The organism is Actinoplanes sp. M2I2, assembly GCF_023544445.1.
Taxonomy (GTDB): domain Bacteria; phylum Actinomycetota; class Actinomycetes; order Mycobacteriales; family Micromonosporaceae; genus Actinoplanes.
In genome coordinates, this window is the sequence record NZ_JALPVJ010000001.1 from 161,034 (window position 1) to 186,304 (window position 25,271).

Annotated in this window: 28 protein-coding genes and 1 pseudogene; 16 read left to right on the forward strand and 13 right to left on the reverse strand. The window is 69.2% G+C overall.

Annotation, left to right across the window (positions count from 1 at the left end):
• Positions 1 to 251: 251 nt before the first annotated feature.
• Positions 252 to 518: a hypothetical protein gene (locus HJC40_RS00835; RefSeq protein ID WP_249997652.1), complete on the forward strand. Its 267-nt coding sequence runs from the start codon at positions 252 to 254 to the stop codon at positions 516 to 518.
• Here the strand turns inward: HJC40_RS00835 and HJC40_RS00840 are convergent.
• Both HJC40_RS00840 and HJC40_RS00845 read right to left on the reverse strand, forming a co-directional pair.
• On the reverse strand, positions 515 to 1,333 hold the full coding sequence (locus HJC40_RS00840) for a hypothetical protein (protein ID WP_249997653.1): 819 nt from the start codon (positions 1,331 to 1,333) through the stop codon (positions 515 to 517). The genes HJC40_RS00835 and HJC40_RS00840 overlap by 4 nt on opposite strands.
• A 326-nt stretch (positions 1,334 to 1,659) precedes the next feature.
• Entirely contained in the window at positions 1,660 to 2,073 is a 414-nt protein-coding gene (locus tag HJC40_RS00845; protein ID WP_249997654.1) for a hypothetical protein, read from the reverse strand.
• A 440-nt stretch (positions 2,074 to 2,513) separates the two neighbouring features.
• Here HJC40_RS00845 and HJC40_RS00850 point away from each other — a divergent pair, with 440 nt between their 5' ends.
• A complete protein-coding gene (locus tag HJC40_RS00850) occupies positions 2,514 to 3,035 on the forward strand; it encodes a hypothetical protein (protein WP_249997655.1) in 522 nt (173 codons plus the stop codon).
• 271 nt (positions 3,036 to 3,306) lie between these two features.
• Here HJC40_RS00850 and HJC40_RS00855 read toward each other — a convergent pair whose 3' ends face one another.
• From HJC40_RS00855 to HJC40_RS00865, 3 genes are all read right to left on the reverse strand, one after another.
• The gene (locus HJC40_RS00855) at positions 3,307 to 3,807 is read right to left on the reverse strand and encodes a restriction endonuclease (RefSeq protein ID WP_249997656.1); all 501 of its coding nucleotides are present in this window, start codon (positions 3,805 to 3,807) and stop codon (positions 3,307 to 3,309) included.
• 243 nt (positions 3,808 to 4,050) lie between these two features.
• On the reverse strand, positions 4,051 to 4,644 hold the full coding sequence (locus HJC40_RS00860) for a hypothetical protein (protein WP_249997657.1): 594 nt from the start codon (positions 4,642 to 4,644) through the stop codon (positions 4,051 to 4,053).
• 199 nt (positions 4,645 to 4,843) lie between these two features.
• Entirely contained in the window at positions 4,844 to 5,128 is a 285-nt protein-coding gene (locus tag HJC40_RS00865) for a hypothetical protein (protein WP_249997658.1), read from the reverse strand.
• Between the two features lie 14 nt (positions 5,129 to 5,142).
• Between HJC40_RS00865 and HJC40_RS00870 the strand changes: the two genes are divergently transcribed.
• The 3 genes from HJC40_RS00870 to HJC40_RS00880 are packed head-to-tail and all read left to right on the forward strand — an operon-like array spanning position 5,143 to position 7,227.
• Entirely contained in the window at positions 5,143 to 5,730 is a 588-nt protein-coding gene (locus tag HJC40_RS00870; protein ID WP_308200834.1) for a replication initiator, read from the forward strand.
• Between the two features lie 52 nt (positions 5,731 to 5,782).
• Positions 5,783 to 5,971 carry a helix-turn-helix domain-containing protein gene (locus tag HJC40_RS00875; protein WP_249997660.1) on the forward strand — a complete coding sequence of 63 codons (189 nt, stop codon included), beginning with the start codon at positions 5,783 to 5,785 and terminating at the stop codon, positions 5,969 to 5,971.
• A gap of 2 nt (positions 5,972 to 5,973) precedes the next feature.
• On the forward strand, positions 5,974 to 7,227 hold the full coding sequence (locus HJC40_RS00880; protein WP_249997661.1) for a site-specific integrase: 1,254 nt from the start codon (positions 5,974 to 5,976) through the stop codon (positions 7,225 to 7,227).
• 99 nt (positions 7,228 to 7,326) lie between these two features.
• Here HJC40_RS00880 and HJC40_RS00885 read toward each other — a convergent pair whose 3' ends face one another.
• The 5 genes from HJC40_RS00885 to HJC40_RS00905 all read right to left on the reverse strand — a co-directional run bounded on the left by HJC40_RS00885 (position 7,327) and on the right by HJC40_RS00905 (position 12,100).
• Positions 7,327 to 7,974, reverse strand: a complete 648-nt coding sequence (locus tag HJC40_RS00885; protein ID WP_249997662.1) for a uridine kinase — start codon at positions 7,972 to 7,974, stop codon at positions 7,327 to 7,329.
• A 29-nt stretch (positions 7,975 to 8,003) separates the two neighbouring features.
• Positions 8,004 to 8,915: a threonine/serine dehydratase gene (locus HJC40_RS00890; RefSeq protein WP_249998199.1), complete on the reverse strand. Its 912-nt coding sequence runs from the start codon at positions 8,913 to 8,915 to the stop codon at positions 8,004 to 8,006.
• 12 nt (positions 8,916 to 8,927) lie between these two features.
• The gene (locus tag HJC40_RS00895) at positions 8,928 to 9,986 is read right to left on the reverse strand and encodes a type I glyceraldehyde-3-phosphate dehydrogenase (protein WP_249997663.1); all 1,059 of its coding nucleotides are present in this window, start codon (positions 9,984 to 9,986) and stop codon (positions 8,928 to 8,930) included.
• 387 nt (positions 9,987 to 10,373) lie between these two features.
• The gene (locus tag HJC40_RS00900; RefSeq protein WP_249997664.1) at positions 10,374 to 10,802 is read right to left on the reverse strand and encodes a MarR family transcriptional regulator; all 429 of its coding nucleotides are present in this window, start codon (positions 10,800 to 10,802) and stop codon (positions 10,374 to 10,376) included.
• A gap of 68 nt (positions 10,803 to 10,870) precedes the next feature.
• Positions 10,871 to 12,100: an MFS transporter gene (locus HJC40_RS00905; RefSeq protein ID WP_249997665.1), complete on the reverse strand. Its 1,230-nt coding sequence runs from the start codon at positions 12,098 to 12,100 to the stop codon at positions 10,871 to 10,873.
• 66 nt (positions 12,101 to 12,166) lie between these two features.
• Here HJC40_RS00905 and HJC40_RS00910 point away from each other — a divergent pair, with 66 nt between their 5' ends.
• The 3 genes from HJC40_RS00910 (at position 12,167) to HJC40_RS00920 (ending at position 14,920) form a co-directional block, all read left to right on the forward strand.
• A complete protein-coding gene (locus HJC40_RS00910; RefSeq protein ID WP_249997666.1) occupies positions 12,167 to 13,057 on the forward strand; it encodes a LysR family transcriptional regulator in 891 nt (296 codons plus the stop codon).
• Positions 13,058 to 13,125: 68 nt separating this feature from the next.
• Complete coding sequence (locus tag HJC40_RS00915; RefSeq protein ID WP_249997667.1) at positions 13,126 to 14,259, forward strand: ABC transporter permease; 1,134 nt, start codon at positions 13,126 to 13,128, stop codon at positions 14,257 to 14,259.
• A gap of 76 nt (positions 14,260 to 14,335) precedes the next feature.
• Entirely contained in the window at positions 14,336 to 14,920 is a 585-nt protein-coding gene (locus HJC40_RS00920) for a M15 family metallopeptidase (RefSeq protein WP_249997668.1), read from the forward strand.
• Positions 14,921 to 14,939: 19 nt separating this feature from the next.
• On the opposite strand, the gene HJC40_RS00925 is transcribed toward HJC40_RS00920, so the two are convergent.
• Positions 14,940 to 15,737, reverse strand: a complete 798-nt coding sequence (locus HJC40_RS00925; protein ID WP_249997669.1) for a class I SAM-dependent methyltransferase — start codon at positions 15,735 to 15,737, stop codon at positions 14,940 to 14,942.
• A gap of 112 nt (positions 15,738 to 15,849) precedes the next feature.
• Here HJC40_RS00925 and HJC40_RS00930 point away from each other — a divergent pair, with 112 nt between their 5' ends.
• The 4 genes from HJC40_RS00930 (at position 15,850) to HJC40_RS00945 (ending at position 20,836) form a co-directional block, all read left to right on the forward strand.
• On the forward strand, positions 15,850 to 16,872 hold the full coding sequence (locus HJC40_RS00930; RefSeq protein WP_249997670.1) for an aspartate-semialdehyde dehydrogenase: 1,023 nt from the start codon (positions 15,850 to 15,852) through the stop codon (positions 16,870 to 16,872).
• Positions 16,873 to 17,010: 138 nt separating this feature from the next.
• Complete coding sequence (locus HJC40_RS00935; RefSeq protein ID WP_249997671.1) at positions 17,011 to 17,214, forward strand: hypothetical protein; 204 nt, start codon at positions 17,011 to 17,013, stop codon at positions 17,212 to 17,214.
• Between the two features lie 134 nt (positions 17,215 to 17,348).
• Entirely contained in the window at positions 17,349 to 19,331 is a 1,983-nt protein-coding gene (locus HJC40_RS00940) for a hypothetical protein (RefSeq protein ID WP_249997672.1), read from the forward strand.
• A gap of 86 nt (positions 19,332 to 19,417) precedes the next feature.
• Complete coding sequence (locus HJC40_RS00945; protein WP_249997673.1) at positions 19,418 to 20,836, forward strand: RNB domain-containing ribonuclease; 1,419 nt, start codon at positions 19,418 to 19,420, stop codon at positions 20,834 to 20,836.
• Positions 20,837 to 20,864: 28 nt separating this feature from the next.
• Here the strand turns inward: HJC40_RS00945 and panB are convergent, their stop codons facing one another.
• Complete coding sequence (gene panB, locus HJC40_RS00950) at positions 20,865 to 21,695, reverse strand: 3-methyl-2-oxobutanoate hydroxymethyltransferase (RefSeq protein ID WP_249997674.1); 831 nt, start codon at positions 21,693 to 21,695, stop codon at positions 20,865 to 20,867.
• A gap of 215 nt (positions 21,696 to 21,910) precedes the next feature.
• On the opposite strand from panB, the gene HJC40_RS00955 reads away from it, so the two are divergent.
• From HJC40_RS00955 to HJC40_RS00965, 3 genes and pseudogenes are all read left to right on the forward strand, one after another.
• Positions 21,911 to 23,263, forward strand: coding sequence for a glutamine synthetase family protein (locus HJC40_RS00955; RefSeq protein WP_249997675.1), 1,353 nt, complete (start codon positions 21,911 to 21,913; stop codon positions 23,261 to 23,263).
• A gap of 95 nt (positions 23,264 to 23,358) precedes the next feature.
• On the forward strand, positions 23,359 to 23,784 hold the full coding sequence (locus HJC40_RS00960) for a DUF350 domain-containing protein (RefSeq protein WP_249997676.1): 426 nt from the start codon (positions 23,359 to 23,361) through the stop codon (positions 23,782 to 23,784).
• Positions 23,785 to 23,847: 63 nt separating this feature from the next.
• A pseudogene (locus HJC40_RS00965) lies at positions 23,848 to 24,198 on the forward strand (GNAT family N-acetyltransferase); the annotation flags it as partial.
• Here HJC40_RS00965 and HJC40_RS46520 read toward each other — a convergent pair.
• Complete coding sequence (locus HJC40_RS46520; RefSeq protein WP_374271041.1) at positions 24,185 to 25,111, reverse strand: DMT family transporter; 927 nt, start codon at positions 25,109 to 25,111, stop codon at positions 24,185 to 24,187. The pseudogene HJC40_RS00965 and the gene HJC40_RS46520 overlap by 14 nt on opposite strands.
• 28 nt (positions 25,112 to 25,139) lie before the next feature.
• On the opposite strand from HJC40_RS46520, the gene HJC40_RS45025 reads away from it, so the two are divergent.
• Positions 25,140 to 25,271, forward strand: a complete 132-nt coding sequence (locus HJC40_RS45025; RefSeq protein WP_284042509.1) for a hypothetical protein — start codon at positions 25,140 to 25,142, stop codon at positions 25,269 to 25,271.

The window sequence follows — 25,271 nt, forward strand, 5'->3', positions numbered from 1 at the left end:
AGCAGACTCCGCCGGCGCCCGCCAACCTGGGTGCCTAGGGTCACGGGCCGTCCGGCATGGCGGGCGCCGGCCGAGCCCGCTCCCCGGAAGGCGGATCGAGGGTGACGGGATGGCGCTGACGCCGCCGATGCATAGCGGCTGGTCCTCCGTCTAAAGTCCGAGACGTCGGTGTCAACCCTGCCTTGACGATGCATGCGGACGGAAGCGCCTGTGAGTGCATACAGTTAGCCCTGAATCGATACGATGCCTCCATGCTTCCACAGGGCTATGAACTCTGGCTTGCTGAAGATCTAGGCGACAACGACGAGATCCTTCTCGGTCGTGTCATCGGGTGGCACATCGGACGCGAGATCAAGGAGCATGACGACTCCTCGGCGATCTTCCCTCTGGTTGCCTACGAAAACCGACAGACCGGCGCTGGATCGATCAACATCGCAGATACCCGTTGGTACCTAGCGCCTACACGCCAGGAGGCGCTAGCGAAGGCTGAGCACGCGCGCCTCAAGGCCCAACCTTAAGGATTCTCCGGGGGCGCGGGCTCAATACGCGAGAGCGCCCTCATCAGAGCTCTGGTCAGCACCGGAGTGTCGGCGTCTCCCGTCCAGGTCACCGCCTCTACAAACGGTTTATCGGAGGCTTCTTGACCGTTGGAGGTCGCCAGTCGGTTACTTTCCAGAACTGCGGGAGCCAAGGGCTGATTGGTAACCACCAGGACAGGTACTACGTTGCCGCGAGCAAAACCTCGCGCTTGGTAAATTGCAGGCATCCCGAGGCTGCCCCTTACGCCGTATTTGACTTCTACGTCGACCATCTTCTTGTTGACGATCAGCGTCAAATCGGCACCTCGGTCATGATCATTACGGACGACCATAGCTCCGGCCGCTTGGAACGCAAGCGTCAAACGAGTCAGGTACAGATCATGTCTGTAACGCGGCGACTGCATAAGGCTCGGCTCGATGATGGAGGCCGCTTCTACGATGCCTGCTGCCACTTCAGCGTTGTCTTCTGCCCGAGCCTGCTCGATCGCCCGCTCAACGCGGCGTCGCCGACGTTCCAGTTCAACCCCATGCTCCGAGGTTCCAAGCCTGATTAGCGGCGTTCCCTGCAACCCCATGAGCAGGAACGCAGCGCCCATCAATACCAGCACAGCTGAGCCAGCCTGGTTCTCAGTTGCAAAGACGGACCAAGCACCGCCGCCACCAGCAAGGAGGCCGAAGAAGAGTGCGCCAGCACGCTCCCACGCGGTTAATGGAGCTGCTTCAAACTGGTCGTCAGGCTCCTGAAGGTCCTGTTCGGACGGCACAATCTCGCTGGAGGAAGGCTCTTCTGGCACGCATCGACCATAGTCTGGAGGGTCCAGCTGCCTAACACAGACATCGCTCGACCTAGAGTGGCCGGTGATGTGTGTTCCGGTGCGAACGCTGCTTGACGCATGTCGTCGTGCCCTATCCGTGCCCGACGCAACGGCCATCACCGGGCACCAGGGGTCCACATCAGGCAGGCCGCCAAAGGGACTGACCTGCGCGTGACTAGGGACAAGCCGATGCGGAGAGTGGGGTAGCAAGGCTTCCGAAACCGATGGTGATCATCTTCCAAATTGATTACCCGGTGAGTTCTGAGCTACGACGAGCAGAGGCGGCGCCTTCGTCGCTCGATCGCCTACTTCGGCCGATGATCGGGGCCGGCGGGAGCTGTCGACTCCTCGTCCCGAACTGGCAGTGCCGGCGTATCTCCGTCGTGTTCAGTGTCCTGCTCTCGGAGCCGGCGTTCGAGCTCATCTACGATCTCGTCGGTTGGTACCTCGACGATGACTGTCACCTGGGGAGTGGGCTGAGGAGATGACGGTTCTTGCTTCGGCGGATTCCGGTCCGAGATGAGCTGGACGATCATGAGCAATGCCATGACATAGGTCAGAATCCGGACATCGTTCTGGCGTAGCACCTGGAGCAGATGCCAAAGCCGCGTGTCCTTCAGCCGTGCTTCGATCTGCTCGGGCTGACCCTCCTGGGAGACTTCGATCAGCAAGGCCAGCTCGTGTTCGGTGAGTGGAGCCTGCGTCAACTCCTCAACCACCTGCGCTATTGCCGCACGAGGAGGGGATATGATTCGCGATCCCTGCGCACGGCCGGTGAAGTGGTGCCGCTGAATCGCGGTACGGACTGCAGCCGACTGCCCAACATTGAAGCCACCTGGACGCATGAGGTGCCATGTTACCCGGAGTTACGGCATCGCGAGGCGGCCCGGAATCAGGCGGTGGGTGACCAACTGAGTGACGATCGAGGCGTACAAGGCAGACGCCCATGAACGTCAAGGGACTGTTTGGGCAGCTCATCGGTACGTCGAGCGCAGGTCAACGCCGGGTGTTGGTTGCCTGGGGGTCAAGGCGTCTTAAGCTGCAACCTGGCCGGTAATTAGCCAGCAAGGCCAAGCTTGCGATAGACGACCATGTTGACTGGGGTTGACAAGGTAGTGAAGTTATCCTCGACTGGCTGTGGGGCGTCGAGAGGATCGCCATGGCCGCAGCCGCTGATCATGATTGGAACTTCAAAGACGCATTCGCGTCTGCCGCAGGCGTAATCCCGACCCTGCTTTTGGCCCTGGTCCTCCAGAAGGAGCTACTAACAGTTGCCGTAGCGTTCTCGGCCAAATTCCGCCAAATGGCTGAGAATCCACCCAAAGCTATGCGAATCACCCAAGCGATTGCCAAGTTTATTTCGCCTGCATCCGCGCGAGCGATGGGTTATATGGATGTTTTCATCCACCCCTCCTTTTTGATCCTGCTAGCAGTAGGTGCAGAGCTCACCGCGCTATTTGGTATCGCAGAACCGCCGGCGTGGCGCGCTGGTGGCGCTGGGCGAGTGTTCGCGTTTTTCTCGCTTGGACTGCAAGCATTCGTGATTTGGCAGCTAATCTTTACAATTGCCCTGGGTCTACTCATAGTCTCTCTTCGGGCAGAATCAGCGGATGAAGAACAGGATGACAGCGATCGGGATCCTGATCAGCCGAAGGGGGCAGCCGAATGTCTAACTGAGTGACGCACCGCGACCGTGCCAGATCCGTGCCAGAACGGTCGGTCATGGTCGGGGCGTAGAGGGAAGCTACGGGCAGTCGGCCGACATTCGCCCAGGTGAACAACTTGCAGCGCAGTGACCTTGCCTGAGAACCGTCCTGGCAGTGTGGGAGTCGCGTCTGACAGCAACGGTGACAGCAGCCGGCGCGGACGACGAGGACCAGGGCGAGCCCTTGTCGGACGACCGTCCGAGGTCGCAGCGACAGACGGACGAGTCCGGACGGCGCGCCCAGAACTTACAAGCAAGGGTTACACGTGACCGACCCTCGCGAGTCTTGGGGGCTTTGTCGCGCCCTTCTACGACACGTCCGTCTTCTGCCAACCCGCGGGAGCTTCTCAAGGCCGATCAGGACTTCAAGGCCGAGATGTTGTTTCAGCATGTATTTGAGATTGCGGCCTTCGATGATCTCGATACGTCCGTTGGCTGCGGCGAAATCGCGGCTAGCCTTGCCCACCCATGAGGTGGTGACGAGGACACCCTTGGCGGCACGCTTGTGGTCCATTACGCCGGCAAGGGCGTGGACGGCCTCGAGCCCCACGATCCTGCCGTAACGCTTGGCCTGGATGATGCATAGTCCGCCGACGATGGGGTCCTCGTTGATGGCGACACCGTCGACGCCTTCATCCTTAGAGGCCTGAGTAACCCAGGACTTCATGCCGATGGCCTCGAAGAGCCGGCGGATGAGGTGCTCGAACTCGCTGGGCGAGAGCTTGAGCAAATCAGTGCGGCTGTCCATGCCGGCGATAACGTCGAAGTTTTGTTCCGGCGCTGGCTATCCGTCGGCGCGCCCGTACTGCGCTGCGCTGGTCTGGGTGACTAACTGAGTGACGATCACCAGCAACACCGGCGAACACCCATGGACGTCAACGGACACTTTGAGCCGGTCAGCGCAGTTCTCGGTCGAGGTCGGCCGGTGGTGGTTGTTGCCTGGGGGTCAAGGAGTCGTCAGCCAGGGGCGGTGCGTTCGAGATAACGAGTGCTACTCGTTATCGATCTTCGACATTGCCGTTCTGATGGCAGTGTAGGCATCAGCAGCGGCGGTCTCAATTTTCCTGCCCGCATCAACGATCAAGCCCCAGACCTGTCGCTCGTTCTCCTCGGTGAGTGGGTCGGCCGGCACAAGCTGGTACCCATGGTCAACGACGGATTCGAGGCCCGCCAAGGCAGCATCGAGTCTGCGCCACTCGTCCACTAGCTCATCACCTTGAAAGAGCAAGCGAACGCGAATGTCCATCAGGCGAGCCGTCGAAGCATGACCTGCGGCCTGAGCAGCCACTGAATCCCAGTCGTAGGACTCGTCATGCTCGCTGCGGTCAAACAAAATCGCAAGTGAGCCGTCGATATTGTGTAGCAGATTGCCGATCTCATAGAGGACCGCGATGCGGTCTGGCCGCAACCTGGACGGACGCTCCGAGGCAAGCTTGCGGCGTTCCCTCTCGTTCTCAACGTCAATGCGATGGTGCTCCCGAGCATCCGTCCGGTCTTGGACGATCTTCACGCCCCAGAGACTTGCACCACCACCAACGAGCGCACCAATCGCGACGCTGATCAGGTTTGCCCACCAAGGAGTCACCGATGGAGACTACTGAAACTGCACTACGTGGATCGACCCCGACCGCTTCTCGTGTCGTGAGTGTCTAACTGAGTGACAACCAGCGGTGACGATGTCGGACGAACATGGACGTTGGCGGACTCTTCTCGCAGGTCAGCCGGGGTGAACCCCAAGGTCGAACGACCATGATCGTTCCTTGACACGGAAGCGGTCGTAGTAGTCATACGACGTCGCGCACCCAGCTAACACCGCAGGCGAGCAGGATGAACAGGGCGACGGTGCCGATCCGTAGCCAGGGTGTGTCTTCGATTTTGCGGTCTGCGCCGATGCTGATGCTGATGCCGACGCAGAGGGCGAAGATGATGCCGAGGAAGACGGTCAGCAGGTGTTGGGCGGTGGTGTCTTTTTCCCAGTAGGCCCATGCTCCGAGCACGGTGGCTCCCAGGGCGATGGCGGAGATGATGACGAGCGGGATAGCGATACGCCATCGCTTGAACGGCGTCATGGCTGCTGTCCGGTCTGCTCGGTGAGGTCACCGACGCCCAGGTCGCCGTGTACCTGGCCAAGTACGCCACCAAATCCACCGAGGTCACCGGGCACACCTCGACCCGGATGACCGAGGAACTGATCGCGGTCTACGCCGACCGGCACGGCACCCACACCGAACGGCTCGTCGACGCCTGCTGGCGGCTCGCGCACGCCCGATGGCGGTGCCCGGCCGAGCTGTGCCGCCACCACCACACCTGCCCGGCCTGCGTCGAACGGCACGCCGCCGCAGCCTCGGACGAACCCAGCCCGTACGCCCGGCTACGCCAGTGGGCGCACATGCTCGGCTTCGGAGGTCACTTCCTTACCAAGAGCCGCCGGTACTCGATCACGTTCGGCCTGCTCCGCGACAACCGCGTCGTCTACCGCCGCACCCAGAAAGCCGGCCCGGAACAAGCCGATGCGGCTACGGAGCCGACGACGCTGGTGGTCAACTTTCTGCAGTTCGTCGGCGCCGGGTGGCGCACACCTGCTGACGCCATGCTCGCCAACACGTCCGCCGCGATGGCCCGAGAACACGCCGATGCCGCCAGTGAGCACCTGACCGCATTGGCCGCGTGAACGGCCGTCAACCGTCAAGCAAGTCTTGACGCCGAATCGACGGGGAGACGTAATGGCACAACCTGATAAGGAGCCCTGCTGGACGGTCGCTGACGTGGCGGCCTACCTGCGTGTGCCGGAGGAGACGCTGTACGCCTGGCGTAAGCGGCACTACGGCCCGCCCGCGTCCCGGGTCGGCCGCTATCTGCGCTATGAACCGGCCGTTGTTCAGGCCTGGTTCCGGGAACGGCAGGCATCCTGACCATGGGGCATGTCGAGGACCGCTGGTACAAGACGGTGCGGCAGGCAGGCGGCGGCACCCAACGGGTCAAGTCGGCTCGCTTCGGTAAGGGACTGCGCTACCGGGTTCGCTACATCGACCCGGCCGGTCGGGAGCGCAGTGAGTCGTTTCCCGACCGGGCCAAGCGCGACGCTGAAGCGTTCCTGGTTTCGGTCGAGTCGGACAAGCTCCGGGCCTCGTACGTTGACCCGGCGGCCGGACGGATCACGTTCCGGGTCTATGCCGAGGACTGGCTGCGAACCCGGGTATTGGACGAGTCGAGCCGGGAGTCCACGGAGCGCCGAGTCAGGAAGCACCTGTACCCCTTCTTCGGCGACCGGCAGCTCGCCGCGATCAAGCCGGGGCACGTCCGGGAGTGGGATACCAGCATGGTGGGCAGGCTGGCCTCGTCGACCCGGTCGGTCGTGTTCACTCACCTGCGTTCGATCCTGGGGGCGGCGGTCGACGATGAGCGGATCGCCAAGAACCCGTGCTCGGCGCGGTCGGTGAAGCAGCCGCGTCCGTCCGAGCGCCATCCGGTGCCGTGGACCTTGGAGCAGGTGGAAGCCATCCGTGCCGGTCTGCCGGTCCGGTACCGGCCGGTGGTGGACCTCGACGCGGGATGCGGCATGCGGCAGGGCGAGATCCTCGGCGTTGCGGTCGACGACCTCGACTTCGACGGCGGCTGGGTGCGGGTCACTCACCAGATCAAGCGGGTCCGGTCACGGCTGGTCTTCGGGTTGCCCAAGAGTGATCGAGCGCGACGGATCCCGCTGCCGGAGTCAGTCGCCGACGTTCTGCGAGCTCACCTGCGGGACTACCCGGCGGCTCTGGTCACCCTGCCCTGGGAGGACCCGTTCAGCGACGACCGGCGCTCGTACCGGCTGGTCCTGAACACCTCCCGCGGCACGCCGCTCAACCGCAGCTGGTTCGACTCGCAGCTGTGGCATCCGGCCCTCGAGGCGGCGGGCATCGTCCGTAGCCAGGCCACCGGCGTGCACGCGCTGCGGCACTTCTACGCCTCGGCGCTGCTGGACGCGGGCGAGAGCGTCAAGGCCCTGGCGAACTACCTGGGCCACACCGACCCGGGGTTCACGCTGCGGGTCTACACCCACCTGATGCCGGCCAGTGAGGACCGCACCCGCCGGGCGATCGACGCCCTGTTCCGCCGTGGTGGCGAGCATCCTGACGGCCCAGCGACGGCCCAAGGGCCGCAAATCGGACCCTGGGAGGCATGAATGCCCAGCTCAGCGCATACTCGTACGCGAGAATCCGGCGTACAGGCTGACTCGTCCGTCGCCCACCGGTAGTGCCCGGCGTGCTGTCCCCGAGGGTGATCAGCCCGAGACGACGACGGAGGTCTCCGGGTCGTGGGGCAGGGGCGAGGTGGTCGCGACGATGAAGCCGGCCCGCTCCCACGGACGGTCGTCCAGCAGGAAGGGCACCTCCTCGGCCTCCCATTCGTCCCAGTGGAGCAGCGCCTCCGCCTCCGTCCGGCCGGTCTCGGCCAGGTCGCGGACGATCGCGCGCCGCTTGGCCTCGGCGAAGTCGGACTGGACCCAGATCGCGACATCCAGGTGCGGGGTCAGTGAGCGCCGCGAGACGCCGACGCCCTCCAGGATCACGGTCGGCGTCTCGGCCGGCACGTCGATGTGGCCGGGCCGCCCGAGGCGTTCCCAGGCCGGCAGCCGGCAGTGCACCGCCTCGCCGGCCTGCAGCGGCTGCAGGATGCCCTCGATCATCAGGTCGTCCCAGCCGAAGCGGGAATGGTGCCACGCCACGTCGTCGGAGTGCACGACGACCGCGGAGCCCAGCGTGCGGCTCAGCCGGTCGGCCAGCACGGTCTTGCCGCCCCCGCCCCGCCCGTCGACGGCGATGACTCGACGCCGGCCGCGGGGTGGGGCCGAGGTCACCGACCGCGCGAAGACGTCGATCGGCTCCACCCGCCAGGGTCCGGCCGCAGGCTCACCGGGTCCGAGTTCCATGCCGGTCGTATACCCCTCGGCGGGGGCGGTCAGACCAGATCGGACGGGTTGGTGTTCGCGCCGCAGAGCAGGACGACCACGCGCTCGCCGTCGGCCGGCACGTAGGCGCCGGACGTCAGCGCCGCGTAGGCCGCCGCGGTGCCGTGCTCGACGACCTGCCGGTAGTCGTCCCACAGGCGACGGCGAGCGTCCACGATGGCCTGGTCGTCGACGAGCACCGACGGCGTTCCGGCGGAGGCCGCCATCTCGTACGCGATCAGGCCCGCCCGCCGCGCGCCCAGCGAGTCGGCCGCCACCCCCGACACCGGTACGTCGACCGGCTCGCCCGCGGCCAGCGCGGAGTGCAGGGCCGCGGCCGTCACCGGCTCGACCGCGATGACCCGTACGGCCGGCGGCAGGGCCGCGAGCACCCCGGCGATCAACCCGCCGCCGCCGACCGCCACCAGCACGGTGTCGAAGCCCGACGGGAGCTGGTCGAGCAGCTCGAGGCCGAGCGTGCCGTTGCCGGCCACCATGAACGGGTCGTCGTAGGCGTGACAGAAGAGGGCGCCGGACGACTGGGCGCTGACCACGGCGGCCGCGTAGGCCTCGGCGTACTCGTTGCCCACCTGAACGACCCGGGCGCCGAGTTTGCCGAGTTTGGCGACCTTCACCGCCGGCGCCGTCGCCGGCACGAACACCTCGGCCGGGATGCCCAGCTCGCGGGCCGCGTAGGCCGCCGCCAGCCCGGCGTTGCCACCGGAGGCCGCGACGAGGCCGGCGGCGGGGATCGACGGGGCCGCGAGGATCCGGTTGAGCATGCCGCGCGTCTTGAACGAACCGGCGTGCTGCGCGTGCTCCAGCTTGAACCAGAGTCCGCCGTCGGCCCGCAGGAGGGGCGTCCGTCGCACCCGGCCGCCGAGGCGCTCGGCGGCCGCGCGTACGTCGTCAATCTTGACCATCACCGGGCAACTCTAGGCGATGCTCCAGCTCATGGTCCGCGACGTGGCGGGGGTACGTTCGCCCACCAGACGCGCGAGATCGAGTAATCGGTTGGAGAAGCCCCACTCGTTGTCGAACCAGCCGCGCACCTTGACCCCGCCGTCGGCCGTGGTCTGGGTGCCGGACGGGTCGAACAGGCACGACGCCGGGTTGTTCTTCACGTCGATCGACACGGTGGGGTCCGGGTCGTACGCCAGCACGCGGCGCAGCGGCCCGGCAGCCGCCTCGGCCATCGCCCGGTTGACCTCCTCGACGCTGACCGGCCGATCGGTCTGCCCGGACAGTTCGGCCAGCGAGCCGATCGGGGTGGGCACGCAGTAGTAGCTGTAGCGCATCTCGCCGATCTCGGGCAGCGCCACCCGCACCAGGTCGCCGACCACGTAGTTGTGCGGGATGATGCTCTCGCCGGCGGCCCGGCCCAGCCGCGGGTCCTCGCGCGACGTCCCGGTGACCGAGTCCTGCGCCTTCTGCCAGCCCTGGGTGGCCAGCACCACCGACGTGTTGACGCCGTGCAGCCCGAACCGGTCGAGCAGCACCTTGGCCATCACGGTGAGCGCGTTCACGCCGCACGAGCCGGGGGAGACGACGTCGTGCCGCGCCGGGTCGTACGTGGTGTGGTTGGCCCCGTACATCAGGAACGCGTCGGGCTCGTCGGCCGACGCGCTGATCACCACCTTGCGGGCGCCACCGTGGGTGATGTGGGTGCGGGCCAGCGAGCCGGCCCGGAACCGCCCGGTGGCCTCGATGACCACGTCCACCCCGGCGTCGGCCCAGGGAATGCGTTCCGGCCGTTCATGGTGGAACGAGCGGATGGCGTGGTCATTCACCACCAGGTGATCCGCGCGGGCCGTGACGGTTCCGGGAAATGCGCCGCGAATGCTGTCGCGGCGCAGGCCGTAGGCCATTTTCTCGGTTGAGGCAAGGTCGTTCACCGCGGCAATGGATATGCCGAGATCGGGTGATGCCGCGACTATGCGCGCCAGCCCTCGGCCGATCCGCCCGAATCCGTTGATGCCGATCGTGACACTCATGGGTAGGCTCTCCTCGGCCGGTCTGTCATTGCAGTCACGGGCGGCCCGAGCACCGGCGATCGCATCTGCAATCTCGCCGGTTTCAGCATCTCGCCAGTTTCAGCGAGATCGCCGGTTTCAGCGATCTCTGTATCTCGGACACCGTGCGTCACACCCTCGACACTATGAGTCGTGCAACTTGCACGTCAACGCACGAGGCGTCACAGCGCGCCGGGGTCCGGCGGCCCGTGCGGGCATCCATGGTCGTCTTCGTGCCCATCGACCTGCCGTTCCTCTGTAATGGTCGATCCGCGGCCTGCGCCTTTCGGACGAGGCGTGCGTATTTCGGCCAGTCGATATTTCTGCGAAACAATTCGGCCGCCGCCGGGACGGTATTTAAAAATTCGATCAGTGGGCGGCGGCAATCACCCGGGTGAGTGCCGCGTGCAACGTCTCGAGTTCCGCCAGGGGCATGCCCAATCGGGCGACGATCGCCGGCGGGATCTTCTCGGCCTCCGACCGCAACGCCCGGCCCTCGGCGGTCAGCGTCAGGGCCAGGCTGCGTTCGTCGGCGGGATCGCGCTGCCGGTCGACGTACCCGATGGTCTCCAGCCTCTTCAACAACGGCGAGAGGGTGCCCGGATCGAGCTGAAGCAGCCGGCTGAGGTCGCGCACCGACAGCGGCGCGTGCTGCCACAGGGCCAGCATCACCAGGTATTGCGGGTGGGTCAGGCCCATCGGCTCGAGCAGCGGGCGATAGAGGCTCACCACGCTGCGCGAGGCCACCGACAGGGCGAAGCACACCTGGCGTTCCAGTTCGAGGGGGTCATCGGCCACGCTCCCAGCGTAGCCATTTCGTTGGGGCCCCAACGATCACCCCGTACGCGCCCCGGCTCGCCGCACGGTCAGCGGGACCGGCGGCCCAGCAGGGCGATCCCGCCGAGCAGGGCCAGCAGCAGGCCGGTGAACCACAGCATCGAGGTGGTCGACGCCACATACCGGCTGGCCACTCCCAGGCCCAGGACCGGACCGACCAGGCCGAGATAGGCGATCAGGAACAGCCCGGCCAGGCTCTCGCCGCGCTGGTGGGCGGGGGCGCTGGCGGCGATCGTGCCGACCGCCGACTTGAACAGGATGCCCGCGCCCGCGCCGGCGATCGCGCCGCCGACCAGGAAGGCGGGAAGCGACGTGGTCTCCATGCCGGTGGCCAGCACGATCAGCCCGGTGGCCTGAGCGACGAGCCCGCTGACGAACCGGGCGCGCGGGGTCAGTCGTCCGCTGACCGCCTGACTGGCCGCGCCGGCACCGAACACCACGAAGACGGTCACCCCGGCCAGCAGGCGGCTCGGGTGGTGCAGCGCGCCGGCCACGAAGCTCGGCGCCAGCGAGGTGAACAGGCCGAACACGGCGAACGCGGCGAAGGCGGAGGTGGTGGCCACGAGCACGGACCGGCGGGGGCCGGCGATCCGCACGCCCTGCGGCCGGTACTTTGGCCGGTCGGCCGGTGCGACCACCGTCTCGGGTGCGACCGCGACTGCGACCATGCTCAGAGCCAGCAGGACCAGGAAGACCACGTACGGCGTACGCAGGGGAGCGGTCACGAACTGGGCCAGCGCGCCCGCCACGAGGGTGCCGGCGCCCAGCCCGCCCAGGTTGGCGGCCGACGACACGATCTCGAAGCGCATCCCGGTGGCCCGCGGGCGGTGGGCCTTGTGCAGTTCCAGCAGGTACGCCGTGGCGGTGGCGGTCAGCATGCCGACCCCCAGCCCGGTGAGGAACCGGGCGGCGATCAGGCCCGGCAGCGCCGTCCACGTGAGGAAGAGCACCCCCGCCAGGATCTCCAGAGCCAGCGACGCCTGCAGCACCCGGCGCCGGCCGAGCCAGTCGGAGACGTGCCCGGCCAGCAGCAGGCTCGTGATCACACCGATGGCGTAGACGGCGAAGACGACCGTGACGGTGAGCGCGGAAAAACCGTCCACCCGCTGGTAGAGCGGGTAGAGCGGGGTCGGCACCGTCGAGAAGGCGAGCGCGACGAGATAGACGGCGGCGATGAGCCAGAAGCCACGGCCGTGCCGCGACGATCCCTCCTCGGCGGGGGAGGGGCTCGCCGGACGGTGCTGGGTCAAGACGGTCATGCCTTGAGAGTGCGCCGCGCAAGCATCAGCACCAACGATGATTGATGCTGACTACAATCACGTCTCGTGCTGGAGCTCCGCCACTTCGAGTACTTCGTCGCCGTCGCCGAGGAACGCAACTTCACCCGCGCCGCGGCCCGCCTGCACGTCGTCCAGTCCGGCGTCTCGGCCGTGATCAAGGCCATGGAGCGGGAGCTCGGCGCGCGCCTGCTCGACCGCACCTCCAAGCGGGTCGAGCTGACCGACGCCGGCGAGGCGCTGCTGCCCCGGGCGCGGGCCGCGCTGGACGCCGCCCGGGAGGCCCGCGACGCGGTCGACGAGGTGCGCGGAGGGCTGCGCGGCACGGTCCGCATCGGCACGCTGACCTCGGTCGGCCTCATCGACGTGCCGGCTCTGCTGGGTGCGTTCCACCGGGTCCACCCGCACGTCGGCCTGCGGCTGCACGTGTCGCCGCGCGGCTCCGACGGGCTGCTCGACTGGCTGGTCGACGGCACGCTCGACCTGGCCGTCGTCTCGGCGCCGGGCCGTCCGCCGCCCGGCATCCGGGTACGCCCGGTCGGATCCCGCCGTCTCGAGCTGGTGCTGCCCGAGGGTCATCGGCTGGCCGGCGCGGCCGAGGTGCGCGTGGCCGACCTGGCCGGCGAGTCGTTCGTCGACTTCCCGGCCGGCTACGGCAACCGCACCGTCACCGACAAGGCGTTCGCCGACGCCGGGGTGCAGCGCCATGTGGCCATCGAGGTCACCGACATCGCCAGCGGCGCGAGCTTCGTCCGCGAGGGGCTCGGGGTGGCGATCCTGCCGCCCTTCGTGGTGCCCGACGACCGTACGGGTCTGGTGATCAAGAACGTGACCGGCGCCGACCTGGAGTGGCCTCTCGGGCTCGCGGTCTCCGCCCTGCGGAGGCCCAGCGCGGCGGCCCGGGCCCTTCTCGCCCTCATCGACGAGAAGGTCGGTTAGACCGAAACGCTCCCATGAATGCCTTTCGTCCGTAAAGCTTTCGGGAGGACGGCCGTAAAGGGGGAGCGGTGGCAGAGCAACAACCGGCCGAGTCGGTGCTGCGGTTCCGGCGGTTCGCGCTGGCCGTCTGCGTGATCGGCGTGCTCGTCCAGCTCGGTCTGACCGCGTACTACCTCGGCATGGGGCACAAGGCGCAACCACGCGACGTGCCGGTCGGGCTGGTGTCGCCGGCCGCCGACCGCACCGAGGTGGTCAGCCTGCTGACCCGGCAGGGCTACTTCAAGGTCACCGACTACGCCACGGCCGACGACCTCGAGATCGCGATCAAACGCCGGGACGTGTACGGCGGGGTCGACATCACCGGCACCCAGCCCCACCTCTACGTGGCCTCGGCCGCCGGCCCGGCCGCCGCCAACCTGCTGCGCACCACGTTCACCTCGGTCGTGCAGCAGCAGACCGCGGCGACGCTGGCCCAGCTGGCCGAGTCGGGCAGCCGCATCACGGTCGCCCGGGCCCAGCAGCTGAACGCGCCGCCGCCGATCACCGACGTGGTGCCGTTGCCCGACGACGACGTCAACGGCGTCTCGCTCGGTTTCATCACCCAGGCGCTCGCCCTCGGCGGCACGGTCGCCTCGATGGGCCTCGGACGTCTCATCCCGCGCACCCGCCGCTCCTGGCGCCGCGGCATCGCGCACGTCAGCACGCTCATCGTCTACGCCGTGGCCTCGGCCGCCGTCGTCATCTGGTCGATGGGCTGGTTCAGCGTGGGCATCACGGCCGACCGCGGTGAGATGCTCGCCATCTTCTCGCTGATCTCCCTGGCCATCACCGCCTCCACCGCCGGCGCGGTCGCCCTCTTCGGCCCGCCCGGCGCGGTGATCGGCGCGCTGTACTTCACGCTCGGCACCGTGATCTCGGGCGCGAGCATCCTGCCCGAGTTCCTGCCCGACTTCGGCCGGATCCTCGGGGCCAACCTGCCGACCGGCGCCGGCGTGCAGGCGGTGCGCGACAACCTCTACTTCCCGGCCGCCGAGATCCACCACCACCTGATCGTGCTGGCCCTCTACGCCGGCATCGGCGCCGTCGTCGTGCTCGTCACCAACATGCTGCCCAACCGCCGCAACCGGACCTCCGAGGTCGAGCTCGACCTGGCCCACCGCCTCGAGGGCGCCGAGCGCCGCGAACCGGTGAACCTCTCGTAGGGCTCCACCGAAACAGGCGCCGAGGCCCTCAGGTTTTCGCGCGGGTGCCGAACAGGAGTTCGTGGGGATCGAGAACGTGAGCTCGCGCATCGCGGACATCCAGAGCCGCATGATCGCGCTGCAGACCCAGCAGACCGGCCGCAACGTGCAGGCGCAACCGGCGAAGGCGGCGTCCGGCCCGGGCGGCGACTTCGCGGACTACCTGAAGGACGCCGTGAACGCGGCGCCGACCGCCAACAAGTCGTACTCGCTGAACAGCAAGGGCATCCCGACCGACCTGGCCGCCTACGGCAACGGCCGGATCCCGGCCAGCGCGCTGGAACCGGTCGGCAACACCCGGCACAAGCTGTGGGCGCCGGCGGCCCAGTCGCTCAACCAGATGATCGGCGACGCCAAGAAGGACGGCGTGCACATCGGCATCACCGACTCCTACCGCCCGTACGCCGAGCAGGTCGATCTCGCCCGGCGCAAGGGCCTGTACTCCCAGGGCGGGCTGGCGGCCAAGCCCGGCACCAGCGAGCACGGCTGGGGCATGGCCACCGACCTCGACCTCAACGCGAAGGCGCTGTCCTGGATGAAGCAGAACGGCGAGAAGTACGGCTTCGTGATGAACGTGCCGCGGGAGAACTGGCACTGGGCCTACAAGCCCAAGTCCGTCTGAGCGCGCGTGGGTTGAATGGTCAGACGCGGGCGATCAGCTCGCCGTGGAGCAGGGACATCCAGCCGTCGGGATCGGCCGCCCAGCGCTGCCACGCCGCCGAGATCCGCGTGAGGTCGGCCCGGGTCGCGGCGCCGGTGCGCTCGGCCGTCGCGGCCATGTCCGACTGCAGGATCCGGTCGGCCCACAGGCCGCCCCACCACGAGCGGTCGGACTCGGTGGCGAAGCACCAGGTGCTCGACGATGCCGACACGTCGGTCAAGCCGGCCTCGTGGGCCCAGGCCAGCAGGCGCCGGCCGGCGTCCGGCTCGCCGCCGTTGCCGCGGGCCACCCGCTCGTAGAGGGCCAGCCACTCGTCGAGCTCGGGCAGTCGCGGATACCAGGCGAAGGCCGCGTAGTCGCTGTCGCGCACCGCGATCAGCCCGCCCGGCCGGGCGACCCGGCGCATCTCGCGCAGCGCGGCCACCGGGTCGGCGACATGCTGCAGCACCTGATGGGCGTGCACGACGTCGAAGGTGTCGTCGGGGAAGTCGAGCCGGTGCACGTCGCCGACGGCGAAGTCGACGTTGGTCAGGCCGCGCCGGGTGATCTCGGCCCGGGCCAGACCCAGCGCGTTCTCGGTCATCTCCAGGGCGGTGACCCGCGCCGGGGTGACGAGGCTCGCGAAGTCGCCGGTGATCGTGCCGGGGCCGCAGCCGATGTCGAGCACCGTCACGCCGGAGGAAAGATGCGGCAGGAGGTACTCCGCCGAATTCTCTGCGGTGCGCCACCGGTGCGAGCGCAAGACCGATTCATGATGACCATGGGTGTACGTCGTCATGGCGTCGACGGTAAGCCTGGTGTCTCCTCATGTGGGACAACAATCTCACGATGTGAACCAGCCGTCGGTAAGTGATTTCTCGCTACGCAGATCAAGCCGTACTTTTGAGGTCATGAGGATCGGCATTGTGGGCGCGACGGGACAGGTGGGCGGCGTCATGCGGCGCATCCTGGCCGAGCGGGCCCTTCCCGTTGAGCAGCTCCGTTTTTTCGCGTCCGCCCGCAGCGCGGGTCGCACTCTTCCGTGGGGCGACGGCGAGGTGACAGTCGAGGACGCGTCCACCGCTGACTACAGCGGCCTCGACATCGTCCTGTTCTCGGCCGGCAAGGGCAGCTCCAAGGAGCTCGCCCCGCGCGTGGCCGAGGCCGGCGCCGTGGTCATCGACAACTCCTCGGCCTGGCGGATGGACCCCGACGTCCCGCTGGTCGTCAGCGAGGTCAACCCCGACGCCGCCCGCAACCGGCCCAAGGGCATCATCGCCAACCCCAACTGCACCACCATGGCCGCGATGCCGGTGCTGCGCCCGCTGCACGACGAGGCCGGGCTGGTCGCCCTGGTCGCCACCACCTACCAGGCCGTCTCGGGCGCCGGGCTGGCCGGCGTGAGCGAGCTCGACGAGCAGATCAAGAAGGTCGCCGACGGCGCCGCCGGGCTTGCCTTCGACGGGTCCGCCGTGGAGTTCCCGGCCCCCCGATCGTTCGCCAAGCCGATCGCCTTCAACGTGCTGCCGCTGGCCGGCTCGATCGTCGACGACGGCCGCGACGAGACCGACGAGGAGCAGAAGCTGCGCAACGAGAGTCGCAAGATCCTCGATCTGCCGTCCCTGCTCGTGTCGGGCACCTGCGTACGCGTCCCGGTCTTCACCGGCCACTCGCTGCAGATCAACGCCCGCTTCGCCCGGCCCCTGTCGCCCGCCCGGGCCCGCGAGCTGCTCGCCGCGGCGCCCGGTGTCGAGCTGTCCGATGTGCCGACGCCGCTCGAGGCGGCCGGCCGCGACCCGTCCTTCGTGGGCCGCATCCGGGCCGACGAGACGGTCGAGCACGGTCTCGCGTTCTTCGTCTCGAACGACAACCTGCGCAAGGGCGCGGCGCTCAACGCCGTCCAGGTCGCCGAGCTGGTCGCCGCCGAGTTGTAGATCTCCATAGTTGATGACCGCCCCGGCCGCACGGCCGGGGCGGTTTTTGTGCTCTTGCCCTCATGCTCCAATGTGGAAATCTAGGACTTTTTGCCCGAATCGGTGGCGGATGGTCGGTTTGAGGTGCAGAGTGATTGCATGAGCGACAGTGGGCCCGGCGGCGGCTACTTCTGGTGCCTCCGCCACCATCGAGTCGAGAGTGGCGACGACGTCTGTCCGGCCCAATATCGTCTCGGCCCCTACGCCACGGCCGACGAAGCTTCGCGTGCCCTCGAGACCGTCGAGAAGCGCAACGCGAACTGGGACGCCGAGGATGCCCGCTGGAACGGGGAGGTCAGCTGACTGTGGCGCCGGCCCTCTGAGTCCACGCCGCCTCCAGCTTCGCTATCGATCGTTCTTGTACTGAACGTCGCAGTCTCCGTGCGGAGACGAGCCCGCAGCCATTCGCGCAGTCATTCGCAAGGAGGAACACCCAGATGGCCGCTGCCAAAAAGGCCCCCCGCTCTGTCACCAGGGCGGACAAAAGCCGTATTTCGCGTACGCCCGCCGGCGAGGCGGCGACGGCGCCGGCGCCGGTGACCGGGACGTCGGCGCGGGCCGCCGCCAAGCCCGTCACCAAGGCGGCCAAGCCCGTCACCAAGGCGGCCAAGCCGGTCGCCAGGACCGCCAAGCCCGTCACCAAGAACGCCGACCCGGTCATCAAGACTGCCGGTCCGGTCACCAGGACCGCCGCTCGGATCGCCGCCAAGCCGGTCACGAAGACCGCCGCCAAGCCGGTCACGGAGTCGGCCGCCCGGGCCGCGGCCAAGCCGGTCACGAAGACGGCCACCCGGATCGCCGCCAAGCCGGTGACCAAGACCGCCGCGCGGGCGGCCGCCAAGCCGAGCGCCCGCCGTCCGGTGACTCCACGACGGACAGCCGCGGCCGCCGAGCCGGGCCCGGCGATGACGACGGCGATCATCGGCACGACGGAGACGGACGCCCCGGCTCCCCAGCAGACTCCCGCCAAGACGGCGGCGACCAAGGCGGGTTCGATGACCACTGCCGGCAAGACGGCGAGCGCGAAGAAGCCGGCCCGCCCGGCTGCGACGAAGACGACCGCGACCAAGGCGACCGCCGCGACGCCCAAGAGCGCCGCGACGAAGACGGCTGCGACAAAGTCGGCTGCGACGAAGACGGCTGCGACAAAGACGGCTGCGACGAAATCCGCGGCCGCGACGAAGGCCACGACGGCGGCCAAGGCTGCTGCGGCGGCCACTGCCGGCGCCCGGAACGCGACGGCGTCGGCCAACAAGGCCGCGGCTTCGACCGCCAAGGCCGGATACAGCCGCAGCGCCACGGCCTCCGCTAACAAGGCGGCCGTCACCACCGGCAAGTCGGGGGCCAACCGGAATGCCGCCGCGGTCGCCGACCGGGCCGCGGCCACCGCCGCCAACCGGGCCGCGGCCACCGCCGCCAAGGCCGGAGCCAAGGCGACCGCCGCGGCGAAGAAGGCCACGGCGACCGCCACCAAGACCGCGGCCAAGAAGGCACCCGCCACCAAGGCCGCCACCAAGTCCACCGGCGCCAAGGCGACTCCTGCGAAGGCGACTGCCACCAAGTCGACCGCTACCAAGGCGACCGCCACCAAGGCGACCGCCGCCAAGAAGGCGCCCGCGGCGAAGGCAGCCACGGCCGCGAAGACGGCGGCGGCCAAGGCGACGGCGGCGACGAAGACGGCCGCGACCAAGGCGACCGCCGCCGCGAAGTCGGTCGCGAAGTCGGCCGCGATCAAGGTCGCGGCGAAGAAGGCCCCGGCTTCCCGGACGGCCGCGAAGAAGGCTCCGGCGAGCAAGGCCGCCCCGCGGAAGGCGCCCGCCACCAAGGCCGTCGCCGCCGGCTCGATCAAGGCTCCGACGGCGAAGGCCGCGTCCACCACCAAGGCGACGGCGGCGGCCAGCAAGACTGCCGCGACCAAGACCGCGGCCAGGACGACTGCCACCAAGCCGGCCGCGGAGAAGGCGGCCGTACCGGCCAAGAAGACCGCGACCAAGGCGACGACGGCGTCCCCGCGCAAGACAACGGCGCCGAAGACGCTCGGGCGTACGCCGGTCGAAGCCGCCCCCGCCCGCCCGGCGGCCGGCCTCCGTTCGACGACCGGTCCGCGCTCGGCGGTCGCCAAGGTGGCCGGGCTGAGCCCGGTCGCGGCCCGCGGCGGCAACAAGCCCACGGCCACGCCGACGGGAAAGCGGAGCACCGCCAACGAGTCCGGCGCGACCCGGGGCGGGGCCGCGCGGTCGGCCAACGCCCCCCGGGCCGGCGCCACCGCGAAGAACTCGTCGACCAACGCGTCGCGGGTCGCCAAGGCGACCACGGCGGCCGCCGCCCGGCAGGCGGCGCTGGGCAACACCCCGGCCGCGGACATGATGGACGCCACCCCGGCCCCGGCCCGCAAGACGACCGGACGCCGCAGCCGCTGACATCACGGCACCCGAAGGGCCGCGCCGTCCGGCGCGGCCCTTCGTGCTTCCCAGCCGGCCGGGGCCGTAGCTGGTAGGAATGACCCGTGCCGATCAGACGTGTGCGAGCGCCGCAAATCGACTTCGCCGCGTTGAGGCGCGAGCTGGGACTGCCGGCGGAGTTCCCGCCCGAGGCGCTGGCCGAGGCCGAGGCCGCGGCGGCCGGGCCGCTCCCGCCGGTGGCCGACCGCACCGACGTGCCGTTCGTGACGATCGACCCGGCCACGTCGAGAGACCTCGACCAGGCCATGCACCTGAGCCGGCTGCCCGGCGGCGGCTACCGGGTGCTGTATGCGATCGCCGATGTCGCCTCCTACGTGCGGCCGGGTGGCGCGCTCGAGGCCGAGACGTGGGTGCGCGGGCAGACGATCTACCTGCCCGACGGCCGGATCCCGTTGCACCCGCCGGTGCTCAGCGAGGACGCGGTCAGTCTGTTCCCGGACGTCGAGCGGGCGGCCGTGGTGTGGACCATCGATCTCGACGCCGACGGCGACACCATGTCGGTCGGGCTCGAGCGGGCACGGGTCCGCAGCCGGGCCAAGCTCAGCTACGAGGCTGTCCAGCAGCAGGTGGACGCGGGCACGACGCCCGAGCCGCTGGCCCTGCTGCCCGAGCTGGGCGGGCTGCTCGCGGCCCGGGCCACCGATCGGGGAGCGGTCAATCTGCCGCTGCCCGAGCAGGAGGTCGAGGAGCACGGGGGTGGCTGGCGTCTCGTGCTGCGGGCGCCCCTGGCGATCGAGGAGCACAACGCCCAGATCTCGCTGCTCACCGGCATGGCGGCGGCCGATCTCATGCTGCGCGGCGGGGTGGGCCTGCTGCGCACGATGCCCGCGCCCAGACCCGACGCGATCGCCAAGCTGCAGGGCGCCGCGAAGTCACTGGGCGTGCTGTGGCCGTCCGGGGCGCCGGTGGGCACGGTCGTGGCCGCGGTCGATCCGGCAAGCCCGCGCGGGGCCGCGTTCCTCGATCAGGCGGCCGATCTGTTGCGCGGTGCGGCCTACACGCCGTTCGACGGGACGCCGCCCGAGCAGACCGGGCACGGCGGGGTCGGGGCGCCGTACGCGCATGTCACCGCGCCGCTGCGGCGGCTGGCCGACCGCTATGCGACCGAGGTGTGCCTGGCCGTCGCGGCGGGCACGGCGATCCCGGAGTGGGCGCGGGCCGCCCTGCCGAGGCTGCCCAAGGCGATGTCCGAGTCCGACCGGCTGGCCGGCGCGGCCAACCGGGGCGCGATCGACCTGGCCGAGGCCGTGCTGCTGCACGACCGGGTCGGCGAGCACTTCGAGGCCGGCGTGCTCGACCTCGATGAGCCGTCGAAGAAGCGCCCGGCCGGCGGCACGGTCGCGATCGACGAGCCCGCGGTCCGGGCGCGCTGCCTGGGTGCGCTGCCCTTGGGTGTACGCATCCAGGCGCGCCTGATCGAGGCCGACCCGGTCACCCGCAAGGTGCTGTTCGAGCAGGCCTGAGGCCGGCCGGGCGGCCTCGCGGGAACGGTCAGAACGTGTGCTCGGCCGACGGGAACTCGCCGCCGCGGACCTCGGCCGAGAACTGCTGGGCGGCCGACGCGAGCGCACCGGCCAGGTCGGCGTACTGCTTGACGAAGCGCGGCATGCGGCCCGTGCGCAGACCGGCCATGTCCTGCCAGACGAGCACCTGGGCGTCGGTGTCGGGACCGGCGCCGATGCCCACCGTGGGGATCGACAGCTCCTTGGTGACGGTCTTGGCCACCTCGCCCGGCACCATCTCGAGAACCACCGCGAACGCCCCCGCCGCGGCGACCGCGCGAGCGTCGGCCAGCACCTCGGCGCCGTCCTGCTCGCGGCCCTGCACGCGATAGCCGCCGAGCGTGTGCTCGCTCTGCGGCGTGAAGCCGACGTGGCCCATGACCGGGATGCCGGCGCCGGTGAGCGCCTCGATCTGGGCCGCGACCCGGCGGCCGCCCTCGAGCTTGACGGCGTGCGCGCCGCTCTCCTTCATGAACCGGACGGCGGTCCGCAGGGCCTGGGTCGGGCCCTCCTCGTAGCTGCCGAACGGCAGGTCGGCCACGATCAGCGCCGTCCGGGTGGCCCGGACGACCGCGCGGACCAGCGGCAGCAGCTCGTCGACGGTGATCGGCAGGGTGCTCTCGTGACCGAACACGTTGTTGGCCGCCGAATCGCCGACCAGCAGCACCGGTACGCCGTTCTGATCGAAGATCGAGGCCGTGTACTGGTCGTAGGAGGTCAGCATCGGCCACCGGTCGCCACGGCTCTTGGCGGCGATGAGGTCACGGGTGCGGACCCGCCGGGTGGGCGGGCCACCGTACAGGGCCGGGATGTCCGACATGGCTCTTCTCCTTCCCTCGAGGCCGCGGAAGTGCGGTCCCCGGGTATGCAGAAATCGTCGCACTCCGGCCCGCGCGGCGGTCAGGGGTGAGTGGAGGTTGTCACAACCCCGCATATCGCGACCCGGGGCGTCCCGGCAGGCCCGGGCCAGCGTAATCTCGGCGTAATCGAGTCAGGTCAGACTGGCTCGTCAGGGCATTACTACGAGGGGTGAACGTGGACCGACAGCAGGAATTCGTGCTCCGGACTCTCGAGGAGCGCGACATCCGTTTTGTCCGGCTCTGGTTCACCGACGTGCTCGGCACGCTCAAGAGCGTGTCGGTCGCCCCGGCCGAGCTGGAGTCCGCCTTCGAGGAGGGCATCGGCATCGACGGCTCGGCGATCGAGGGCTTCGCCCGGGTGTACGAGTCCGACATGGTGGCCATGCCCGACCCGACGACCTTCCAGGTGTTCCCGTTCGAGGGTGGCGCCAGCGGCGAGAGCGCGCGGATGTTCTGCGACATCCTGCTGCCCGACGGCAACGCGGCCTGGGCCGACCCGCGTCACGTGCTGCGCCGGGCGCTGGCCCGGGCGGCGGAGAAGGGCTTCACCTTCTACACCCACCCCGAGGTCGAGTTCTTCCTCGTGCAGGACGGCCCGCTCGACGGCTCGGTGCCCATCCCGGTCGACACGGGCGGCTACTTCGACCACACCACCCACTCGGTGGCCCGCGACTTCCGCCGCCAGGCCGTGCTGGCCCTCGAGCGCATCGGCATCTCGGTCGAGTTCAGCCACCACGAGGTCGCGCCCGGTCAGCAGGAGATCGACCTGCGCTACGCCGACGCGTTGACCACGGCCGACAACATCATGACCTTCCGGCACGTGGTCAAGGAGGTGGCGCTGTCGCAGCACGTGCGGGCCACGTTCATGCCCAAGCCCTACACCGACCAGCCCGGCAGCGGCATGCACACGCACCTGTCGCTGTTCGAGGGCGAGCGCAACGCGTTCTTCGACGGCGACGACCCGATGAAGCTGTCCAAGACCGCACGCTCGTTCATCGCCGGCCTCCTGGTGCACGCCCGCGAGTACACCGCGGTGACCAACCAGTACGTGAACTCGTACAAGCGGCTCTTCCCGCTCCAGCTGCCGAATGTGGTCACCGAGTCGCCGGCCTTCGTCAGCTGGGGCCACCTCAACCGCTCCGCGCTGGTCCGGGTGCCCGCGTTCGGCAAGCCCAACTCGGCCCGCGTCGAGGTCCGCTCGATCGACTCGGCCACCAACCCGTACCTGGCCTTCGCCGTCATGCTCGGGGCCGGCCTCAAGGGCATCGAGGAGGGCTACGAGCTGCCTCCGGGCGCCGAGGACGACGTGTGGTCGCTGTCGCCGGCCGAGCGCAAGGCCGCCGGCTACGAGGCGCTCCCGGAGAACCTGTCCGAGGCCATCGACGTCATGAGCAAGTCCGAGCTGGTCGCCGAGGTGCTCGGCGAGCACGTCTTCGACTTCTTCCTGCGCAACAAGACGGCCGAGTGGGAGCAGTACCGTCGCGAGGTGACGCCGTACGAGCGGCAGCGTTACCTGGGCGCGCTGTAGAACGAGGTTTCCCGGCGGCTTTTCGCTGCGGGAATGCACAGACGTAGCTACTGTCTTGTACGGTCTCTCCTGACGTCGCGTGACAAGGAGAGGCCGTGCTTGAAGATCTGCTCGAGGGCGCTGGGCGCAGCATCGTATTCGGACTCGTCGGCATCGGGTTGATGGCCGTCGGCTACCTGCTCATCGACGTGCTGACCCCCGGCAAGCTGCGCGACCTCATCTTCGTGGAGCGCAACCCCAACGCGTCGCTGCTGCTCGCGGCCAACCAGCTCGGCATCTCGGCGATCGTCTTCACCGCGATCTTCACGTCGTACGACTCGTTCGGCCAGGGCCTGGCCTCGACGGTTCTGTTCGGCCTGATCGGCATCGTCATCATGGGCGCGGCGTTCCTGGTGCTCGACTGGATGACCCCCGGCAAGCTCGGCGACGTCATCTGCACCCCCGAACGCCACGGCGGCGCCCTGGTCAGCGCGGCCTCCCACTTCGGCGCCGCGCTCATAGTGTGCGCCTGCATCGCCTGACGCCCGCATCCGGCGACCATGGTGGCCCCGCCACGGGTGGGGCCGCTGCGGCAGAATGGCGCGATGGCCCCCGACCCGAAGATCGAGCTGGTCCCGGTCACCGCTGAGAACTGGCGCGACTGCGCCGCGCTGACCGTGCACGGCGAGCAGCAGCGGTTCGTCAGTGCCGTCACCTACTACCTCTGCCTGTGTGCCTACGGCGACACCTGGCACCCGCTGGCCGCCACCGAGGACGGCGAGGTCGTCGGGTTCGTCATGTGGGGCGTCGACGACGACCGCAGCGCCTGGATCGGCGGGCTGGTCGTGGACGGCCGCCGCCAGCGGCAGGGCATCGGCCACGCGATCGTGCGGCAGTTGCGCGAGCGCCTGATCGCCGAACCGGGCACGCCCAACGTGGCGCTCAGCTACGCCGCCGACAACATCGCGGCCCGGCGCCTGTATCGGACGCTCGGCTTCCGTGAGACGGGCGAGACCGAGGGGACGGAACTGGTGGCTCGCTGGACCCGGCCCGAATCAGCGTGACCCCGCCACTGGCCAGCGTCACCAGACCCAGCGCGGCGATCTCCACCGGGCCGAGCCGCTGATCCAGCACGATCAGGCCGGCGATCGCCGCCGCGGCCGGGTTGAGGCTGGCCAGGATGCCGAAGACCCGGGTCGGCAGCCGGCGCAGGACGCTCAGTTCCAGGACGTACGGCAAAACGGTCTGCAGCAACGCCACCGCGCCCGCGCCGAGCAGCAGCGCGGGCCGCTCGACCACCGCGCCCGCGCCCCCGGCGCCGAACGGCAGGGCGACCAGAGCCGCCACCGTCAGCGAGACCGGCAGCCCGCCGGCCCCGGGCACCAGCCCGCCCAGCCGGGCCGTGAGCAGGATGTAGCCGGCCCCGCAGATCCCGGCCAGCCCGGCGAGCACCAGACCGCCGAGGGGCACCGCCGCGCCGGGGTGCCACCACAGCAGCGCGACCCCGGCGCCGGCCAGCAACGCCCACAACAGGTCGAGCAGCCGTCGGGTCTGCACGAGCGAGACCGTGAGCGGGCCCAGGAACGACACGGTCACGACCACGCCCAGCGGCACCGTGCGCAGCGCCAGCGCCGACAGCAGGTTGAGCCCCGCGACCGCGACACCGAGCAGACCCGCGGCCCGCCACGCCGCCCGCGGCCAGCTCCGCACGCGGGGCCGGGTCACGACGGCCAGCACCAGGGCCGCGATCGACACGCGCAGCAGCACGACGCCGGTCGCGCCGAGATCGTCGAAGAGCGTGCGCCCGACCGCCTGCCCGAACTGGATCGAGGCCACGGACACCAGCACCAGCAGGGGTGCGCCGGACATGTCGTACCCCCGGTCTACGTTGCCTCCCGTGGACGCTATCGACCCGATCAACGAGGTCAACCTCGTCGTACGCCGTTCCGGTGATCCCACTTCGCCGGGCACGGCGGTCCACACCGAGCCGCCGATGCGTTTCCCGTCCCCTGAAGGGTTAGCCTCGTGA

Bases quoted from the DNA above. Each gene is read 5' to 3' on its own strand.
- HJC40_RS00835 (WP_249997652.1), top strand. From the start codon at position 252: ATGCTTCCACAGGGCTATGAACTCTGGCTTGCTGAAGATCTAGGCGAC.
- HJC40_RS00850 (WP_249997655.1), top strand. From the start codon at position 2,514: ATGGCCGCAGCCGCTGATCATGATTGGAACTTCAAAGACGCATTCGCG.
- HJC40_RS00855 (WP_249997656.1), bottom strand. From the start codon at position 3,807: ATGGACAGCCGCACTGATTTGCTCAAGCTCTCGCCCAGCGAGTTCGAG.
- HJC40_RS00865 (WP_249997658.1), bottom strand. From the start codon at position 5,128: ATGACGCCGTTCAAGCGATGGCGTATCGCTATCCCGCTCGTCATCATC.
- HJC40_RS00875 (WP_249997660.1), top strand. From the start codon at position 5,783: ATGGCACAACCTGATAAGGAGCCCTGCTGGACGGTCGCTGACGTGGCG.
- HJC40_RS00880 (WP_249997661.1), top strand. From the start codon at position 5,974: ATGGGGCATGTCGAGGACCGCTGGTACAAGACGGTGCGGCAGGCAGGC.
- HJC40_RS00885 (WP_249997662.1), bottom strand. From the start codon at position 7,974: ATGGAACTCGGACCCGGTGAGCCTGCGGCCGGACCCTGGCGGGTGGAG.
- HJC40_RS00890 (WP_249998199.1), bottom strand. From the start codon at position 8,915: ATGGTCAAGATTGACGACGTACGCGCGGCCGCCGAGCGCCTCGGCGGC.
- HJC40_RS00895 (WP_249997663.1), bottom strand. From the start codon at position 9,986: ATGAGTGTCACGATCGGCATCAACGGATTCGGGCGGATCGGCCGAGGG.
- HJC40_RS00905 (WP_249997665.1), bottom strand. From the start codon at position 12,100: ATGACCGTCTTGACCCAGCACCGTCCGGCGAGCCCCTCCCCCGCCGAG.
- HJC40_RS00925 (WP_249997669.1), bottom strand. From the start codon at position 15,737: ATGACGACGTACACCCATGGTCATCATGAATCGGTCTTGCGCTCGCAC.
- HJC40_RS00930 (WP_249997670.1), top strand. From the start codon at position 15,850: ATGAGGATCGGCATTGTGGGCGCGACGGGACAGGTGGGCGGCGTCATG.
- HJC40_RS00935 (WP_249997671.1), top strand. From the start codon at position 17,011: ATGAGCGACAGTGGGCCCGGCGGCGGCTACTTCTGGTGCCTCCGCCAC.
- HJC40_RS00940 (WP_249997672.1), top strand. From the start codon at position 17,349: ATGGCCGCTGCCAAAAAGGCCCCCCGCTCTGTCACCAGGGCGGACAAA.
- panB (WP_249997674.1), bottom strand. From the start codon at position 21,695: ATGTCGGACATCCCGGCCCTGTACGGTGGCCCGCCCACCCGGCGGGTC.
- HJC40_RS46520 (WP_374271041.1), bottom strand. From the start codon at position 25,111: ATGTCCGGCGCACCCCTGCTGGTGCTGGTGTCCGTGGCCTCGATCCAG.